This window comes from Vibrio porteresiae DSM 19223 (assembly GCF_024347055.1).
GTDB classification, from domain to species: domain Bacteria; phylum Pseudomonadota; class Gammaproteobacteria; order Enterobacterales; family Vibrionaceae; genus Vibrio; species Vibrio porteresiae.
On sequence record NZ_AP024895.1, the window covers coordinates 3,430,501 to 3,448,371 of the forward strand.

19 protein-coding genes are annotated in these 17,871 nt (G+C 45.8%); 7 read left to right on the forward strand and 12 right to left on the reverse strand.

All coding sequences use genetic code 11. From position 1 onward, the window contains the following. Positions 1-70 precede the first annotated feature (70 nt). The 4 genes from OCV11_RS15700 (at position 71) to cysQ (ending at position 2,994) form a co-directional block, all read left to right on the forward strand. Positions 71-778 (forward strand): phosphoribosyltransferase family protein, encoded by a 708-nt coding sequence (locus OCV11_RS15700; protein ID WP_261893974.1) that lies wholly within the window; start codon positions 71-73, stop codon positions 776-778. A 94-nt stretch (positions 779-872) separates the two neighbouring features. After that, a complete protein-coding gene (gene nfuA / locus OCV11_RS15705) occupies positions 873-1,460 on the forward strand; it encodes a Fe-S biogenesis protein NfuA (RefSeq protein WP_225250368.1) in 588 nt (195 codons plus the stop codon). A gap of 120 nt (positions 1,461-1,580) precedes the next feature. Next, entirely contained in the window at positions 1,581-2,162 is a 582-nt protein-coding gene (nudE, locus tag OCV11_RS15710) for an ADP compounds hydrolase NudE (protein ID WP_261893975.1), read from the forward strand. A 4-nt stretch (positions 2,163-2,166) separates the two neighbouring features. Continuing rightward, positions 2,167-2,994: a 3'(2'),5'-bisphosphate nucleotidase CysQ gene (gene cysQ, locus OCV11_RS15715; RefSeq protein WP_261893976.1), complete on the forward strand. Its 828-nt coding sequence runs from the start codon at positions 2,167-2,169 to the stop codon at positions 2,992-2,994. 61 nt (positions 2,995-3,055) lie between these two features. Here the strand turns inward: cysQ and OCV11_RS15720 are convergent, their stop codons facing one another. The 12 genes from OCV11_RS15720 to gspC are packed head-to-tail and all read right to left on the reverse strand — an operon-like array spanning position 3,056 to position 14,341. Next, complete coding sequence (locus tag OCV11_RS15720; protein ID WP_261893977.1) at positions 3,056-3,808, reverse strand: type II secretion system protein N; 753 nt, start codon at positions 3,806-3,808, stop codon at positions 3,056-3,058. Position 3,809: 1 nt separating this feature from the next. Continuing rightward, entirely contained in the window at positions 3,810-4,319 is a 510-nt protein-coding gene (locus tag OCV11_RS15725; protein ID WP_261893979.1) for a type II secretion system protein M, read from the reverse strand. Between the two features lie 12 nt (positions 4,320-4,331). Continuing rightward, positions 4,332-5,546: a type II secretion system protein GspL gene (gene gspL, locus OCV11_RS15730; protein ID WP_261893981.1), complete on the reverse strand. Its 1,215-nt coding sequence runs from the start codon at positions 5,544-5,546 to the stop codon at positions 4,332-4,334. Continuing rightward, positions 5,515-6,534 (reverse strand): type II secretion system minor pseudopilin GspK, encoded by a 1,020-nt coding sequence (gspK, locus tag OCV11_RS15735; RefSeq protein ID WP_261893982.1) that lies wholly within the window; start codon positions 6,532-6,534, stop codon positions 5,515-5,517. The genes gspL and gspK overlap by 32 nt, the downstream gene beginning before the upstream one ends. Next, positions 6,521-7,180 (reverse strand): type II secretion system minor pseudopilin GspJ, encoded by a 660-nt coding sequence (gspJ, locus tag OCV11_RS15740; RefSeq protein WP_261893983.1) that lies wholly within the window; start codon positions 7,178-7,180, stop codon positions 6,521-6,523. Before gspJ ends, gspK begins: the two co-directional genes overlap by 14 nt. Then, positions 7,167-7,526 carry a type II secretion system minor pseudopilin GspI gene (gene gspI, locus OCV11_RS15745; RefSeq protein ID WP_261893984.1) on the reverse strand — a complete coding sequence of 120 codons (360 nt, stop codon included), beginning with the start codon at positions 7,524-7,526 and terminating at the stop codon, positions 7,167-7,169. Before gspI ends, gspJ begins: the two co-directional genes overlap by 14 nt. Beyond that, a complete protein-coding gene (gene gspH / locus OCV11_RS15750; protein WP_261893985.1) occupies positions 7,523-8,101 on the reverse strand; it encodes a type II secretion system minor pseudopilin GspH in 579 nt (192 codons plus the stop codon). Before gspH ends, gspI begins: the two co-directional genes overlap by 4 nt. Before the next feature lie 37 nt (positions 8,102-8,138). Further along, positions 8,139-8,585: a type II secretion system major pseudopilin GspG gene (gene gspG, locus OCV11_RS15755; RefSeq protein WP_261893986.1), complete on the reverse strand. Its 447-nt coding sequence runs from the start codon at positions 8,583-8,585 to the stop codon at positions 8,139-8,141. A gap of 41 nt (positions 8,586-8,626) precedes the next feature. Then, positions 8,627-9,850, reverse strand: coding sequence for a type II secretion system inner membrane protein GspF (gspF, locus tag OCV11_RS15760; RefSeq protein WP_261893987.1), 1,224 nt, complete (start codon positions 9,848-9,850; stop codon positions 8,627-8,629). Continuing rightward, positions 9,850-11,361 (reverse strand): type II secretion system ATPase GspE, encoded by a 1,512-nt coding sequence (gspE, locus tag OCV11_RS15765; protein ID WP_261893988.1) that lies wholly within the window; start codon positions 11,359-11,361, stop codon positions 9,850-9,852. Before gspE ends, gspF begins: the two co-directional genes overlap by 1 nt. Further along, on the reverse strand, positions 11,358-13,388 hold the full coding sequence (gene gspD, locus OCV11_RS15770) for a type II secretion system secretin GspD (RefSeq protein WP_261893989.1): 2,031 nt from the start codon (positions 13,386-13,388) through the stop codon (positions 11,358-11,360). The genes gspE and gspD overlap by 4 nt, the downstream gene beginning before the upstream one ends. Positions 13,389-13,417: 29 nt before the next feature. Continuing rightward, on the reverse strand, positions 13,418-14,341 hold the full coding sequence (gene gspC, locus OCV11_RS15775; RefSeq protein WP_261893990.1) for a type II secretion system protein GspC: 924 nt from the start codon (positions 14,339-14,341) through the stop codon (positions 13,418-13,420). A 213-nt stretch (positions 14,342-14,554) separates the two neighbouring features. Between gspC and hslR the strand changes: the two genes are divergently transcribed. From hslR to pckA, 3 genes are all read left to right on the forward strand, one after another. Further along, complete coding sequence (gene hslR / locus OCV11_RS15780; protein WP_261893991.1) at positions 14,555-14,941, forward strand: ribosome-associated heat shock protein Hsp15; 387 nt, start codon at positions 14,555-14,557, stop codon at positions 14,939-14,941. 21 nt (positions 14,942-14,962) lie between these two features. Next, a complete protein-coding gene (hslO, locus tag OCV11_RS15785; protein ID WP_261893992.1) occupies positions 14,963-15,841 on the forward strand; it encodes an Hsp33 family molecular chaperone HslO in 879 nt (292 codons plus the stop codon). A 331-nt stretch (positions 15,842-16,172) separates the two neighbouring features. Further along, positions 16,173-17,801, forward strand: coding sequence for a phosphoenolpyruvate carboxykinase (ATP) (gene pckA, locus OCV11_RS15790; RefSeq protein ID WP_261893993.1), 1,629 nt, complete (start codon positions 16,173-16,175; stop codon positions 17,799-17,801). Positions 17,802-17,871: the final 70 nt, after the last annotated feature.

Genomic DNA, 17,871 nt, shown 5'->3' on the forward strand with positions numbered 1-17,871 from the left:
TACTTTTTTCCACCTCATCCAGCTCACAAGATACGCATAATCGAGGCATTTCTGTTGACTGGTCACCGCTATGGTATCGAATTGGCTACAAAAAACCATCCGCTCACTCTCTCCCGCGCAGTGCCATTTGTGCCGCTTGCCTTTAGCTGCCACCGATCAACACTACTTTTGCCAAGCATGCTTAATGCAATTCCCTGTGATTCCTCGTTGCAAACGGTGTGGGCTGGTGACCACAAAACCGGTAGAACAATGCGGCCGCTGCCTGAAAAAGCCGCCTATCTGGCACTCATTATCCTGCATTGGTGATTATCACTACCCATTAAGCCAGCTTACTCACCAATTCAAATATCAGCGCGCGTTTTGGTTAGCGCCACCACTTTCTCAATTACTCACGCAACACATTGGTGAACCTGCCCCCGTGATTACTGCGGTACCACTCCATTGGCGTCGTTATCTTTGGCGCGGTTTTAATCAGAGCGATCTACTTGCTCGACAATTGAGTCAACAGATGAATTGTGAATATTGGCCTTTTCTATTTCACCGCACACGAGCCACACCACATCAACAAGGACTGTCGCGCCATCAAAGGCTCACCAACTTAAAAGGGGCTTTCTATCTGCATTCTCTCCCTTATCCGGTTGAGCATGTTGCTATTGTTGATGATGTCGTGACCACAGGCAGCACAGTGAAACAATTGTGTCGCTTATTACTTGATGTTGGCGTGCAAAGAGTGGATATTTACTGCCTATGTCGCACTCCTGAACCAACCGATTCTTGATCGGAAACAAGCCTTATTTAAAAAGGACTGGATCATACGGAAGACAGGAGTAAAATGTGCTCTAATAGCCTACAAAATTACTCAGGTATTCGTCGTGTCAAATTCAATTACTATTACAGAATCCGCCCAATCACACTTTGCAAAACTGCTTGGGCAGCAGCCTGAAGGTACTAACATCCGCGTATTCGTAGTTAACCCAGGAACTCAAAACGCAGAATGTGGTGTTTCTTACTGCCCACCAGAAGCAGTAGAAGCGACCGATACTGAAGTACCATTTACAGGTTTTTCCGCTTATGTTGATGAACTTAGTCTTCCATTTTTAGAAGATGCCGTTATTGATTTCGTCACTGACAAAATGGGTTCTCAGCTAACGCTAAAAGCACCTAACGCAAAAATGCGCAAAGTGTCTGACGATGCACCACTGATTGAGCGTCTTGAGTATGTTATTCAAACTCAAGTAAACCCTCAGCTCGCAGGTCACGGTGGTCACATTCAACTTGTTGATATTACTGACGACGGCGTTGCGCTTATCACCTTTGGCGGTGGCTGTAACGGCTGTTCAATGGTTGATGTGACGCTAAAAGATGGTATCGAAAAGCAGCTGCTTGCTGAATTTGCTGGTGAGCTCACTGCGGTGAAAGATTCCACCGAACACGATCGTGGTGATCACTCATTCTACTAAGAATGATTTGAAAAAAAGCTGATGCCTTGCATCAGCTTTTTTGTTTTGCGCCACCAACAAAATTTTCAAATGTCCTTGTTTTCTCATATAGTAAAAACAAACGATATTAGGAGCCGAAGCATGCCACCAAAACCAGTACCCGAGATCTTGGCTAAACAGACTGTTGCCAAATCACGTTTATTTTCTATCGAGTCGCTGGATCTGCGTTTTTCTAATGGTGTTGAACGCACCTATGAACGTATGGCACCTTCGGGACGCAATGCCGTGATGATGGTTCCGATCACCGCTCAAGGGGATATTCTGTTAGTTCGCGAATACGCAGCTGGCACAGAAAATTACGAACTTGGTTTTCCCAAAGGGTTAATCGACCCCGGAGAGACACCGATGGAAGCCGCCAACCGAGAGCTCAAAGAAGAGATCGGCTTTGGCGCTGACCGCCTCACTCCGCTAAAAGAAGTGATTTTGGCACCATCTTATTTTTCTAGCAGAATGACTTTATTCATCGCTCAAGATCTCTATCCAGAGCAACTTGAAGGGGATGAACCTGAACCACTTGAGTTACTCCGCTGGCCATTAGCTCAAGCTGAAGAGCTTCTGACTCATCTCGATTTTTGTGAGGCTCGCAGTATCACAGCCTTAATGCTAACGCTACGTCACTTAAAACTCATTGGTGAAGCTAGCGATTCAATGCCAAAGGACTAAACACATGCCAACAGCAAAAGATTTATCTCATCTCATCCCTGACGTTATCTCGATTGCACGTGCGGCTGGGCAGTTGATTCTCGATATCTATGAGAACAAGTCTTATGAAGCGTATACCAAAGCAGATCACACACCAGTGACCAGCGCCGACTTCGCTGCACACAAATTGGTCACCGAGCGCCTAAAAGAGCTAACGCCCGATATTCCAGTGCTGTCAGAAGAAGCCGCTAATATTGACCTTGAAACTCGTGAAAAATGGGAACGCTATTGGTTGGTCGACCCGCTCGATGGCACTCAAGAATTCATCGCTCGTAGCGGCGATTTTGCGACCATTATCGCCTTAGTAGAACATAACCGTCCGGTCATGGGGGTCGTATACGGCCCAGTCTCTGGCGTGACTTACTACGCTTATTCAGGTAAAGGCGCGTGGAAAATTCCCGACATGAACGACAGCATTCGCATCAACACTCACAAACACGAATTGCCACATCCTTCTATCGCTATTGCCATTAGTCGTCGCCAAGATATCAACCGTATCACCAGTCAACTCAGCGATGCTTGGAACTATGAATTGGTCCCACTGGGATCAGCTGCGCTAAAAGCCTGCTTAGTGGCCGAAGGTGCTGTCGATTGTTATCTGCGTTTAGGACCAACCGGAGAATGGGATACCGCCGCGACGCAATGTATCGTCCAAGAAGCCGGTGGCAACATTCTCAGCACCCTATTAAACCCGCTTTCTTATAACGAACGGGACACCCTTGAGAACCCGAATTTCATTGTGTTAGGGGATCCTAACTTGCCTTGGAATGAGATTTTGCAAGTCGCCGAATAATCGGGACCACACTCGAAACGGCAGGAAAAGCAAAAGGGACGCGAGCGTCCCTTTCCTATGATTAAAATCGGCCTTGTTGTTGGAAATGATAGCGTCCCTGACCATCAGGATTGGGCAAATGCTTTAACAAATCGCCTAACTCTTTGGGAAACTGGCTTCCAGGTTTAAACCATGCCTGAGCTTGGTAACGACGATTAGCCTCCACCGTCGCTGAAAACTCACTGCTTACCTCTTGGTTGCCCTGATTGCCTTTCACGTCGATACGACTATCTTTACACGTAACATCGGCAATCACTTGACCTAGATTGACTGCTCCGACAGGGCTACTCACCGCCCCCTTAGTCCAAGCTAGTGTGCCTTTTGCTTCAGAGCACCATGGCGCCGCATAATGATAGTCACGCAGGGTCAATTCAATTTGTCCCGTTAAATCGACTGGTTGACGGATATAACTCGTTACCTGAGCAGCAGGCAGAGAGACCAACAGGCTCTTAGCAAAAACGCCGCCAAAGCCAATTCCAACCACACCACGACCACGGACATTCATTTCACTGCCCTGACCAAAGCGTGTTGAGACTGCTACTTTCCCAGTAAACAAAGACGCTAAGTGCATGTCCCAGTTCACGCTGCCGAGATCGTAACTTAACCATCGTACTTGTTCTGCTTGACCATGCCATACCGTGCCAGATACCCCATCAATTTTTAATTGGCGAGGCAATGGCAGGTGATTCAATGTCACGGTTGCTGGAAGATGGGCAATGACACTCACCACAAAAACAGCGATGAGAAGAGTGACCAATGCAATTGTCTTACGCACCTCAAATACCTCGTTTAATTTGGAGACGTTTTACTTCAACAACACCCGGCTGCTTTGCTTGATCGATATCGAGGAACTGCACTGAGATCCCCTGATTTTCCTGCAAAAAAGCGATCCAGTTCAGCAGTTGATTAAATGGCAAAGGCTGCACCCATACCTGCATCGAGTCGTCATTACGTGGTTGCACACGAATCAAATCGATATTGAAATCGCGTGTTGAAGTGGCAATCACTTGGTTGAGAGGTTGTTGTATCTGGCTTTTACCACCTTGCTTGCGTAAGGCGGTAATTTGATCCGCTTTATGGGAAACCCAACCTAACAATTGTTTTTCCGTGTGAATTCGCATTTGAGCTTGGTTTGCTCGCTCTTGAAGCGGCTGCCAAATTCCCCAATAAAATCCACCAATGACTAGGCACACTGCGCCAATCATCACTAAACGCTGCTCACGTTGAGTGATACTTCCCCACCACTGTTTTGCTTGAGCCAATATAGGATCGAATCGTTTTTTCATCGTCTACTTGTCCTATTTCGCATGCAAGACAAACGAGCCTAACACGGCATCGCCATCTTTACTGAGTTGGCCTTGCTGAACTTGGTAATGCTCTTCCAACTTCACGCGAGCCTGTTCAAAACTCTGAAAATCATTGCTACTTGCTTCAATCCGCAATTCACCTTTGTCACCATCAAATTTAATGCTTTTGATGTGCATCTCTTTCACACCACCAAGGGTGTCCGGTAATGACTGCAGCCAAGTCAATATGCCCTCTTCATTACCAGCGCCTGAGAGCAATCTCACTTCGCCTTCCATTTGGCGTTTCAAGTAGCTCACTGTTGGAATCTTACGTTTATCAGGGAAAATAGACCGGAAAATACGCTCACTTTCTGCATGGTATGCCTGTGCCTGATCTTCAAAACGGTACGCCATAAACGTGCTGTGCAATAGAGTAATCACCATCAGCAGGACGGCAGCGAAAGCAGGTAAACGCCAAACATGCCAGTGCTTACCCCAAGATGACTTGGTTTTAAACGAACCAGTCAACAGCGACATCCGGCTCTCTACTGCACCTTGAGCCAATAGCTTCATGACCATATCAGAAGGTTTTACCTCCCACGGCTGGTCGCTATCTAAAGGCAGTTTAGGTAAGTCAGTGTAAGCAGTTAGCGCCAATGGTGAATGATCTTCTTTCACCCATTCAGAATCGACCATCACGGGTAACCACGATTCATCAATGGTCACACCTTCCCACTCACCTTTACGAATGAGCCATTGATGACCCAATTGCGCAGCAGTCAGCGGAGTATCCGCTTGAGGTAAAGCCAAAACATCAGGCATGACTCGTTTTACGGTAATGCCTACTTCATGGAATGCGGCCAAACAATCACGTAGCCACTGAGCTTCAACACCAGCAACATAAGCGATGCCATTAAGTTTGCCCAAGATAGCAAAATGCAGATCATCGACATCCTGCGCCACATCGTCTTCCACCAAATAAGGTAGCATGCTCTCAAACTGTCGATTGCCACCGGGGGGAACCGCCACTTGAGTCAACACCAGATCGCTCGCCGACAAGAGCACGAGCGTTGTCCGCTGCGCTGCATATTCAGTCAGATCGTGAAGTTCACTCCAATCAGCGAGTTGCCCACTAGCAATAACATCTTGCTGATCTGTCGACCAGACTAACCATAAAATGGGTGATTCTTTTTGACTACTCAGCCGAACGGTCAGAAATTCGCTCACTGATTCCTCCATAGCGACGGCGAATAACCGTAGCGTTATCTTTGTCTTTACTGTAAATCAAGCTGCGCACCCGCAGGCGAGAATCATTAACGACCACTTGTGCATCTAATTCAAAGTACTGGCTATCTACCGCTAAGAATCCTTCGGCTTTACTCCGTACCGTACTGTTGATCGCGGCAATTTGCGGCTCGGCCTCAAAATCAGAGACACTCGACCAACCCTTTTTAGGTCGGCTGCTAATCACCGCTTTCGCGTTTTCCAAACTTAAGTTCGGACTGTACATTGCCACCAGCAACAAAGCTTGGTTCTCGCTGATGGTATTAACGTTTAACTGCCAATCCGATGTTGGCAAAGCACAAACCAATGGCATTAACTGCTGCATGGTCTGCCCACTCACTTGCTGTACCGCCCGTAATTCACTCGGTACTGCCATCATGCCATTTGGAGGTAAATACGCAGGAGAAAGAGAATCATAATAACTGTCCTCTACCCCATACGTTGTGCTGACGGTATCGTTACTATCCACAAACTCCCACGTGGAGTCTGCGATAATTTCAGCGGTAGCACCATCCACATTGACACTCTGAAGCAGGTTCTCAAAAAACTGTTTTACAAACGGAGTAGAACTTCCTGTTGAAGCTTCCAACCCATTAAATGCATTCAAATTAAAGCAAGCTTGTTTATCAATGATGCTGCCTGTCAGTTCACCATAATCAAGAGGTAACTTGCGATTTTGCTGAGCCCAAGGTTGACTTAAGTTCACCGTGTCGCTGTCTTGTTTATGACTCTCTTTAATCAACGCAAGGGCTAAATTTTCCACCCCAACACTGTACCAATACGCTTGTTGGTAATTAATTTGATGCGAAGCTCGCTGGAAACGAATAAACATCCGCTCCGACATAGACGCTGCCAACGACACCATAATGGCCAAAATCAGCAGTACCACAATGAGAGCCACACCTTGCTGTGAGCTTCTATTCACTCTCATTGGAATCTCCAGATGACGTCTTTTTCTTGTCATCACTGCCAGCGACGAGATAAATACGCTTAATATCGCCGTAATCTTGTAATTTGAGGGTAACTTCTACCGCTTTCGGCAAAGCGTCTGTTTCATCCCACTCATCACTCCACTTACCATCAAAGTAGAAACGCATTGACCAGCTATCCACACCGGTGAGCAGTGGCATCACCACTGGCGGTTCATTCAGAGTGGTGTCGGGGTATTGCCACCATAACCGCTCTAACACATGTTCCTTAAGTCGGTAGCCAACTTTGGTTAAATTACCGCGTGGAAATTGTTGCTGTGGATTAGGCCAACCTAGACGAACAAACATCACCCCTTGGCTATCAGAATCCAATAGATAATTTTGCCACTGTAAGTAGCCTTCGTTTGCCTCTTTGCCATTGGTACGAAACTGCCTCGCGGCAATTTGCCGAAAATCAGAGTCCATCATGACAATCGCGCGCTGCATTTCATTCAAACGCTTTGAACGCTCTAGAGAAATATCGTTACTGCGCTGAACTTGATTCAATACTTGATAAGCCGCGATGCTCATACTGGCAAATATCGCCATGGCAACCAACACTTCAATCAGGGTGAAACCCGCGTGTGAACGCCTTCTAGCTGCCGACATAACTACGCACCGTAATTAAAGGGCTGGCCTTTTTCTCTTTGGAGACCATGACATCAAATGCTTTCAACGTCCCCGAAGAGGTGTTCACTGGTTTTATCTGCCAATACCAATCTCGCCCAGCCATCGACTCTTTCCCTTCTTTGGCTGCCAACAGCTTAGGTGCCAGCATCACTTTGGCCATTTGGTTATCCGCAACCATAGAGGCAAACATCTTTTCTTCTAAATAATTCATGGTGTTAATGTGCTGACTTACCGCGCGCATCACACTAACGGCTGCAGTCGCAAAAATGGCTAAGGCTACCAACACCTCTAATAATGTGAAGCCAGCAGCTGATCGTTTTTTCATTTGGCCGCTCCTGGTTCAACTAGACGGATATCGCCATTGTCTTGTGCAACGACTTGCCAAGCCTCTTGTGAGCTTTGCTCTGGCAAGGCAAAACTCAATGTGAATGGCGTGGTTTCGCCACTCGACAAAATAAAAATCTGTGGTGGTAAATCTTTCTTTTTCTTCTCTTGCGCAAACATATTGTCATCAAACAACGAGTCATCAGAGAACAAACGATCATCGTCTTTCTGCCAAGCGCTACCACCCGCTTGGAAAGTCACGTTAAGGCGAGGATCGAGCACGATTTGCGCTTTAAACTGCAAACGTTGTACAGGTTGCCACCCCTTTTCGGTGAGCTGCATAAAGTGCAACTGCGGCGGTGACTGTTTTTCATCGACGCGTAACCCATAATCCGTTCCAGATAACACCGCTTCTTCATTCAGTAACTGCAATTTTTCAAAAGCAGAACGAGCCGTTTGTTCGGCTAAATGATTTTTACTGGTGGGTATTGTTGAAATAACAGCGGCAGAACTCAGCGCTAACAGCACCAGCACCAGCATAATTTCAATTAGGGTGAAACCACGAATAGACTTCATAGGGATACGAGGGGCGAGCGTTGCTCGCCCTTGAATATTATTGAAAATCTTGAATATTCCAGTTACCGATGTCGGAGTTAATTCCTTCACCGCCTTCTTGACCATCCGCACCAAGCGTAAACACATCAATCGTGCCTTTATCACCAGGGCTTAGGTATTGGTAATCGTTACCCCAAGGATCTTTTGGTAGACGTTTAATGTAGCCACCATCACGGTAGTTACGTGGCTCAGGACTGCTCGGTTTTTTCACTAATGCATCTAAACCTTGGTCAGTGGTTGGGTAAACGCTGTTATCCAACTTGTACATATCTAACGCGTTTTCTAACGCTACGATATCGGTGATTGCTTTTTGTTGATCGGCTTTTTCTTTGTTACCTAACAAGTTAGGCACAACAACACTGGCCAAGATACCCAAAATAACGACCACAACCATTACTTCAAGCAAGGTGAAGCCGGACTGCTTAGCCGCTGTACGTTTTTTCATATAGACTCCATAAAGCACAAGTCTTGATTATCCAAGCTTGTTTACTGACTAACTAAATTGTTCATTTCCAAAATTGGCATTAAGGTCGCCATAACGATAAACAGCACCAACCCCGCCATAAGAGCGATAAGTGCTGGCGTAAAAATACCAAGAGCAATGTTCACAGCTGATTCAAAGTTGGTGTCTTGGTTATCTGCCGCACGAGTCAGCATCGACTCCAATTCACCACTTTGTTCTCCACTCGCGATCATATGTAACATCATTGGCGGAAAAAGTTTGGTCTGTTCTAGCGACTTCCTTAAGCTGGCCCCTTCACGGACACTTTCTGCGGCCACTAACACTTTTTGCTTCACATATTGGTTGCTCATAACATCGACAGCAACACGCATCCCATCAAGAATGGGAATGGCACTTGAAGTACAAATTGACAAGGTGCGAGCAAAACGTGAGGTATTTAAGCCCCGCGCAATTTTGCCAAATATCGGCATAAAGATGACTTTTTCATCCCACTTCAACCGCATCTGTGGATTGCGTAATAAGCGACGTACCACAGCAATCATAATCAAAATCGCACACAGCAGCTGAATGCCCCAGTGCTGAATAAAATCACTCGAAGCCAGCAGAAATTCTGTCGATTCAGGCAAACGTTGACCCATTTGCACAAACTGCCCAACGATTTTAGGCACCACGGCAGCCAACAAAAAAGCCACAATCGCAACGGCAAACACCACCAGCACTATCGGGTAGATCATCGCTTGCAGCAATTTGGAACGCAGCTTTTGTCGATTTTCCGCGTAGTCCGCAAGACGTTCTAATACCGCATCAAGATGACCTGATTTTTCCCCAGCAGCGACCATCGAACGAAATAGCTCATCAAAGACATAAGGGTAATCACCTAAGCTATCTGACAGGGTATAACCTTCAGTCACCTTAGAACGTACCGCCGCCATCATCGAACGAATACGCGGTTTTTCTGACTGTTCAGATACCGCTCTTAAACACTCTTCCAGTGGCATACCCGATTGCACTAAGGTCGACAGTTGTCGGGTGATCAATGCCAAATCTGGGGTGCTAATTCCTCGTTGAAAAGTAAACGCACCACCAGCAGAAGAGTGCGATTTTTTCCCTTGGTTTTCGATAACTTCAACCGGGATTAATCCTTGCTCTTTTAAACGAGCACGCACTTGCCGAGCGTTATCGCCTTCAATAACACCCTTTTTCTGTTTGCCTTTACTATCGAGAGCCTTATAGTCAAACGCTGCCATTAGGACTCCCGAGTCACACGCATGACTTCTTCAAGCGAGGTAATGCCTTGCCGAACTTTGTCTAAACCATCTTGACGGATACTTGGTGTATGAGATCGAACCGCATGTTCTATCTCTTGCTCTCCGGCCTCACCATGAATCAACGCCTGCACGTGGTCATCAATCATCAACAGCTCATGGATACCGGTACGACCTTGATAACCTTTATGGTTACACTGATCACACCCGTGTGGGCGATAAAGAACGAGATCATCGCTAGGCGTCAAATCAAACAGTTTTTTCTGTTCATCATTGGCTTGATAAGCTTCTCGACAATGAGGACACAAAGTACGAACCAAGCGCTGAGCCAGTACACCGAGAAGAGATGAAGAGATTAGGAAAGGCTCAATCCCCATGTCACGCAGACGGGTAATCGCACCTACAGCAGTATTGGTGTGTAAGGTCGACATAACCAAGTGACCGGTCAATGACGCTTGCACCGCAATTTGCGCGGTTTCCAAGTCACGAATTTCCCCGACCATGACCACGTCAGGGTCTTGACGCAAAATGGCACGTAGACCACGCGCAAACGTCATATCGACTTTCGGGTTAACTTGGGTTTGCCCAATGCCTTCAATATCAAATTCAATGGGGTCTTCAACGGTAAGAATGTTGCGCTCAATATTGTTGAGTTCCTGTAAGCCAGCATACAAGGTGGTGGATTTACCAGAACCGGTTGGGCCAGTCACTAGGATGATACCGTGCGGACGCGAGATAAGATGCTGAAAACGCTTATGGACCTGATCTTTCATACCCAAACTAAAGAGATCTAGCTGAGTCGCATTTTTATCCAGTAAACGCAATACCACACGTTCGCCATGTGACGACGGCATGGTTGAAACACGCACATCCACCGCTCGACCACCGATACGCAGTGAGATACGACCATCTTGTGGTACCCGTTTTTCAGCGATATCGAGTTTTGCCATGACTTTAACGCGCGAAACCAGCAGCGGTGCCAATTTACGACTAGGCTCTAACACCTCACGTAACACACCATCGACACGAAAACGAATCGACAACACTTTCTCAAAGGTTTCGATATGTACGTCCGAAGCGCCTTCTTTGATGGCTTCGCCTAGCATTGCATTGATCAGTTTGATGATAGGAGCATCGTCTTCTGACTCGAGCAAATCTTCATTTTGAGGTAACTCTTCCGCCAAGGAGAAAAAGTCATCACTGTCGACACCAATGTCTTGCATCAACTGGCGCGCCTCCGAGGAGTCGCGCTGATAAACCACAGTTAATTTGCTTTCAAATTCCGACTCAGATACCGCTTTAAGTGGAAATGAGGTTTTCGCTACGCGCTTAACCTCTACTAAAGCTTCAATCGAGATCGGTGGAACATAACAGAGTTCACACTGAGTAAATTCTCGATTCCATTCGAGAACCACTTTAAAGCGATTAGCAAAGCTGAACGGCAATCGGCGTAAGGTCGGTTGCACGACTTCTTCCGATAGAATATCACTCATTGCTTCTCTTCCATTTGATCGATAAAGGCTTGGATTTCAGCAGCATGACGACGCTCATCACCAAATTTTGGTAATACAGGAATCGTCTGGTCTTCCATTAACTTCAGGCCTTTTTCAGATTTGTACAGCTGCTCAGCACGAATGTAGTTGTACTTGCGCTGAGTAATACCATCAGCCGTTACACCATTGCGAATAATGGTGGGCTTGATAAATACCATCAGGTTGCGTTTTTCTTTTTCGGTGCTGTTAGAGCGGAACAACTGACCAATGATCGGAATATCACCTAACCATGGCACTTTGGATTCACTTTCTGCAGTACGGTCATCAATCAAACCGCCGAGTACCAGCATTTGACCATCACGCACCATCACAGAAGTATTGAGCTGGCGTTTAGCAAAGCGCACGTCGACCGCTCCACTTGCGCCTAGCACGCTAGAAACTTCTTGCTCAATGTGCAACTGAACAGAATCACCTTCGTTGATCTGAGGGATCACTTTCAACTTGATACCCACTTCTTTACGGTCAACCGTTTGGAATGGATTACTGTTATCAGAGCCGGTGGTAGAACCGGTAATAACTGGCACCTCTTCACCAACGACAACCGAGGCTTCACCGTTATCCATGACGGTAATACTTGGTGAAGACAGAATATTCGTATCTGACGTATTTGATACTGCGGTAATTAACGATTCCCAGTCACCCATCATGATGCTCACTGCAGCACCTGTCGTGCTTGATAAGGTATCGGCCAGGTCTGAGTAGTCACCTGATTCCGTAGTATCGTAAGAGTGACGAACACCGCTGTTATCGTAGTAATAACTGGTGCTGGTTTGATCTTTTGCTTCTTCACGACCAATCATCACACTACTAATGGAAGTACCGCTGTTACCGTATTGAATAACCGAACCACTTTCTAGGGAGCCCCATTGCACACCCAAGCTCATACCAGCAGTTTCAGACATTTCAACAATTAGCGCTTCAATCAGCACCTGCGCGCGGCGAATATCCAGTTGCTTAATAATGTCGAGCAGTGATTTCATCACATCTTGCGGCGCACTGATCACCAATGAGTTGGTCTCTTTGTGAGCCGAGATAATCACGTCACTGCGTTGCGAACCAGAAGAGGCTTTATCGCCGCTGCCTTTTTTACTTTTCAACATGCTATCGGAGACACCCTTTAGCACATCCACTAAATCTTCCGCTTTCGCATATTTAAGGTAAACCACACGGTTATTACCTTGCACTGCCATCTCAACGTCCATCTTCTCGATCAGAGAACGCATACGAGCGCGAACTTTCGGATCGCCCGAAATCAAAATGGAGTTGGTGCGTTCATCAGCAACGAATTTAGGTTGAAGAAATTCGGGGGTGTTCTTAGCATCGTTACTTTTGCTCAACGCTTCAACGATACGAACCATTTCTGAAGCGGAAGCATTTTTCAGTTCTACCACTTCAACGTCTTTATCGCCGGCTTGGTCAACACGGTGAACAATATCCGCGAGACGATTAACCACAGCAGCACGACCTGTCAGCAAGATAATGTTGGCAGGATCATAATGAACAACGTTGCCTGCGCCCGCGTTATCAATGAGTTGGCGTAACAGAGGAGAGAGTTCGCGCACTGATACGTTCTTCACCGACACCACTTGTGTGATCACTTCATCGCCAGCAGCTCGGTCATTATCGCCAAGAACGGGAATAGCAGCCGTTTTCGCATCTTTCGATTTGACTACTTTCAATACACCATTATCCATTGGGACAACAGCAAACCCATATACCTGCAACACGTTTAAGAAAAAGCTGTAATACTGCTTCTCATCCAAGGTATCGTAGCTGCGCACATCAATTTTGCCGCGAACCGCTGGGTCAACAATGATGGTTTTCTCCAGATTACGACCAACAATGTTGATAAATTCTTGAATATCCGTGCCCTTAAAGCTGGCACTGAATTCATTCGCCCATGCCGTAGGCGTCAACATGGTCGCGGCGGCAATAAGCCATGTGCTCTTCTTAAGCCAATGCTTCACTGATTACTCCTAGACTTGATGCATCAGATTTACAGACCAAACTGGATATCTTCTAATTGATCATCCCGCTCTACTGTTAAATTAATTTCTTGTGTATCGGACAAAGCACCTAGCACTTTGGTCAGGGCGTCCGCATCCTTTAAATCCACACCATTGATCGAAACAGCAACATCGCCGTCTTTCAAACCTACGGAGTCAAACAATGCTCGATCTGAGCCAGCAGAAAGGCGATAACCTTTAATGTCATCACCTTCTTTCACTATGCTCAATCGGACATATTTCAATAACGCTTTAGGATCGTTTTGTATCTCTTGATGAATCTTAGCCAACTTATCTTGTGGATCAGGAGACTCATCATTGACCTCTTCATTGGCAACTGGTTCCACTCGAAGAGGTTCAGGATTATCCAGTGCAGGTTTAGAGTAGTCGACACCATCCAACATGAGCGTCTCGTCTCGGCCTTCATTGTCGAGAATCACTCGATCCACCAGCACCGCTTTGAGCTTCACTCGAGTGCCTTGAATCACTTCGTTGATACCATAAGTATCTTGAGCACCACGATTTGCAATGACGGCCAAACTCAGAGAGGGATCAGAACTTGCGACCACACCCGCCAAAGTCAAATTAAGTCGAGTCTTAGGAGCATCCACTTTCACGGAATTATTGACATCAGCTTGTTGATTCGGAACGTAATGACCAAATAAGTCTGCCTGTTTTAGCGAATCAATATCAATATTCGATTCGTTTTTGCTCACAACAACGTGAGCCGCAGCCCAAGTTGGAACTGCTTTGGCTTCATTAGGAATTAACCATATGATTTCCCCTAAAATCCAAGCAGTTGCCACCAATATTAAGGTCGTTAATGTTTGACTCGTTGGCGATTGCCAAGGCCGGGTTTTAAACCACGCAGCCACTCCGTTAAAATGAGTCAAAAAATGCCAATTTAAATCCATCCGCTCCACAGTTAAGAGAGTCCTTATTTAGAGAGTTGATAAGCAGGAACCTTTAAATTCAAGATATTAATAAAGCGCGTAAATATAACACAGGGTCATGACATAATCATGTTGCCCGATAAATTATGTACAGCGCTTGAAAATAGACTATCCCGACTCCATTGTTATCACTAATACAAGTAACAAAACAAATATTAGAGGTATTTTGCCGACATGAGTTCCAATTCTGAGGCAGTTAGACTCGATAAATGGCTTTGGGCTGCTCGTTTCTACAAAACACGCTCTATCGCCCGGAATATGGTCGATGGCGGTAAAGTTCACTATAATGGGCAACGCAGCAAGCCAAGTAAAGTGGTCGAATTAGGCGCAACAATTACCCTAAGATTAGGGTATGAAGAAAAAACCGTCATAATCGAACAAATTTCAGAGCAGCGTCGTGGCGCGCCAGAAGCGCAGGCAATGTATCAAGAAACCGTTGAAAGCATTGAAAAACGCGAAAAAAACGCCTTAGCGCGTAAACTGCACGCGGTAAGCCCAAGTCCAGATCGTCGCCCGGATAAAAAACAACGACGCGACATCATTAAATTTAAACATCAATAATAGAGAGCCGGAGTTTCCTCAATGGCAAACAACATGCTAAATCGCTACCTTTTTGCAGATCTATCAGTACGTGGCGAGCTGGTACAACTGGATGAAACCTACCAGCAAATGATCACCGGTAAGGACTACCCAGCACCTGTTCAACGTCTCATCGGTGAGTTGGCGATTGCCACTGCATTGTTGACTGCCACTTTGAAATTCGAAGGGTCAATCACATTGCAACTGCAAGGCGATGGTCCAGTCTCTCTAGCGGTTATCAATGGTAATAATGAGCACAAAATACGTGGTGTAGCTCGTGTAAACGCTGACATTGACGCTGATGCGACTCTGCATGACATGATGGGTAAAGGCCATCTAGTGATTACCATTGAACCTAAACAAGGTGAACGCTACCAAGGCATCGTTGGTCTTGAAGGTGATACTCTAGCAGACGTTATCGAAAGTTACTTTGAGCGTTCTGAACAGTTGAAAACTCGCCTTTGGATTCGCACTGGTGAATATGAAGGTAAAGCTCATGCTGCTGGTATGTTGCTACAAACCGTTCCAGACGGCACAGGCTCACCAGACGACTTCGAGCATCTAGAGCAACTTACCGACACCATCAAAAACGATGAATTGTTCTCTCTAGAAGCAAATGACGTGTTGTATCGCTTATACAACCAAGAAACAGTTCAGCTATTTGAAGCAAAACCTGTGACATTCCAATGCGGTTGTTCTCGTGAACGTAGCGCTGCAGCGATCATCACTGTCGATCGTGCAGAAATTGAATCCATTTTGGAAGAAGAAGGTCAAGTTGCTCTACACTGTGATTACTGTGGTACAACTTATGCTTTTGATGCAAAAGAAGTTGCTGAGCTTTACGTCCAAGCCAATCAACAACAGGGTAACAATCTGCATTAATTTGCGTTACTTACCAAGCACATCTTAACAACGATTAAAGCTGGTCAAAGACCGGCTTTTTTTGTGATCAATACGCAATAATCAGCATAAAATTCCAAATCAAAATTCCTACTTAATTTTTACAGATTATTAATAACTTAGGTCTGGTGCAATCCTTTACATACAGGATAGAATGGACGACCTTTAGGCTAGATGGGCTTCGCGGACAAATTGGAGCTTGTTCAAATTTTGAACATACTCCCTGTTTTACTCTTCACCCGTTGCTAGCATGTATATAAACAACAACTATTAATTAATAAAAAAACCCTACAAAATCCTAAAAGGAGCACCTATGACCATTATGGAACATACAAAGGCTGCGAGCTTAGATCTGACCCAATATGGCATTACCGGTGTAACCGAAGTGTTACGAAATCCGAGCTATCAAGTGCTATTCGATGAAGAGACTAGACCAGACCTACAAGGTTATGAGAAAGGTATCGTCACCGAACTTGGCGCTGTTGCGGTAGATACGGGGATCTTCACAGGCCGCTCACCAAAAGATAAGTTCATCGTCGAAGACAACACCACACGTGATACTTTGTGGTGGACATCTGCTCAAGCGAAAAACGACAACAAGCCTATTTCACAAGCTGTATGGAATGACTTGAAAAAGTTGGTCGCTAAACAGCTATCAAGCAAACGCTTGTTTGTAGTCGATGGCTACTGTGGTGCAAACGCAGACACTCGTCTTTGCGTTCGCTTTATCACAGAGGTAGCCTGGCAAGCACACTTCGTTAAAAACATGTTCATTCGCCCAACCGACAGTGAACTGGTTAACTTTGAACCAGACTTCGTCGTCATGAATGGCGCTAAATGCACCAATGACAAGTGGCAAGAGCAAGGTCTTAATTCAGAAAACTTCACCGTATTTAACCTCACCGAAAAAATGCAATTGATTGGTGGTACTTGGTACGGCGGCGAAATGAAAAAAGGCATGTTCGCAATGATGAACTACTTCCTGCCATTAAAGGGAATCGCATCAATGCACTGCTCAGCCAATATGGGCAAAGCAGGCGATGTTGCTGTTTTCTTCGGCTTGTCAGGAACAGGGAAAACCACACTTTCTACCGACCCTAAACGTGCGCTCATCGGCGATGATGAACACGGCTGGGATGACGATGGCGTATTTAACTTTGAAGGTGGCTGCTACGCAAAAACCATCAAGTTATCAAAAGAAGCGGAACCTGATATCTATAACGCTATCCGCCGTGATGCCCTATTGGAAAACGTTACCGTTCGCAATGATGGCTCTGTGGATTTTGATGACGGTTCTAAAACAGAGAACACTCGCGTTTCTTACCCAATTTACCATATCGATAACATCGTTAAACCGGTATCTAAGGGTGGCCACGCAACGAAAGTGATCTTCTTGTCAGCGGATGCATTTGGGGTATTGCCACCAGTGTCTAAGTTGACCCCAGAACAGACTAAGTACCATTTCCTCTCTGGTTTTACTGCAAAACTAGCAGGGACTGAACGTGGTATTACCGAACCAACACCAACCTTCTCTGCTTGTTTTGGTGCTGCATTCTTAACGCTTCACCCAACTCAATATGCTGAAGTGTTGGTAAAACGAATGGAAGCCGCTGGAGCACAAGCTTACTTGGTGAATACTGGCTGGAACGGTTCGGGTAAACGTATTTCTATCAAAGATACTCGTGCGATTATCGATGCGATTTTGGACGGTTCAATTGAAGATGCAGAAACCCAGCAAATTCCGATTTTCAATTTGGAAGTGCCTAAAGCTCTACACGATGTGAACCCAGAGATCCTCGACCCTCGTGAAACTTATGTTGACCCACTACAATGGGAAAGCAAAGCGATAGATTTGGCGCAGCGTTTTATCAATAACTTTGCTAAATACACTGATAACCAGGAAGGTAAGTCTTTGGTTGCCGCAGGGCCACAACTAGACTAACGAAATTCGTCTAACAAAAGCCCCGAAATTCGGGGCTTTTTTCATCCATTTTAGTTGAACAAAATACCAA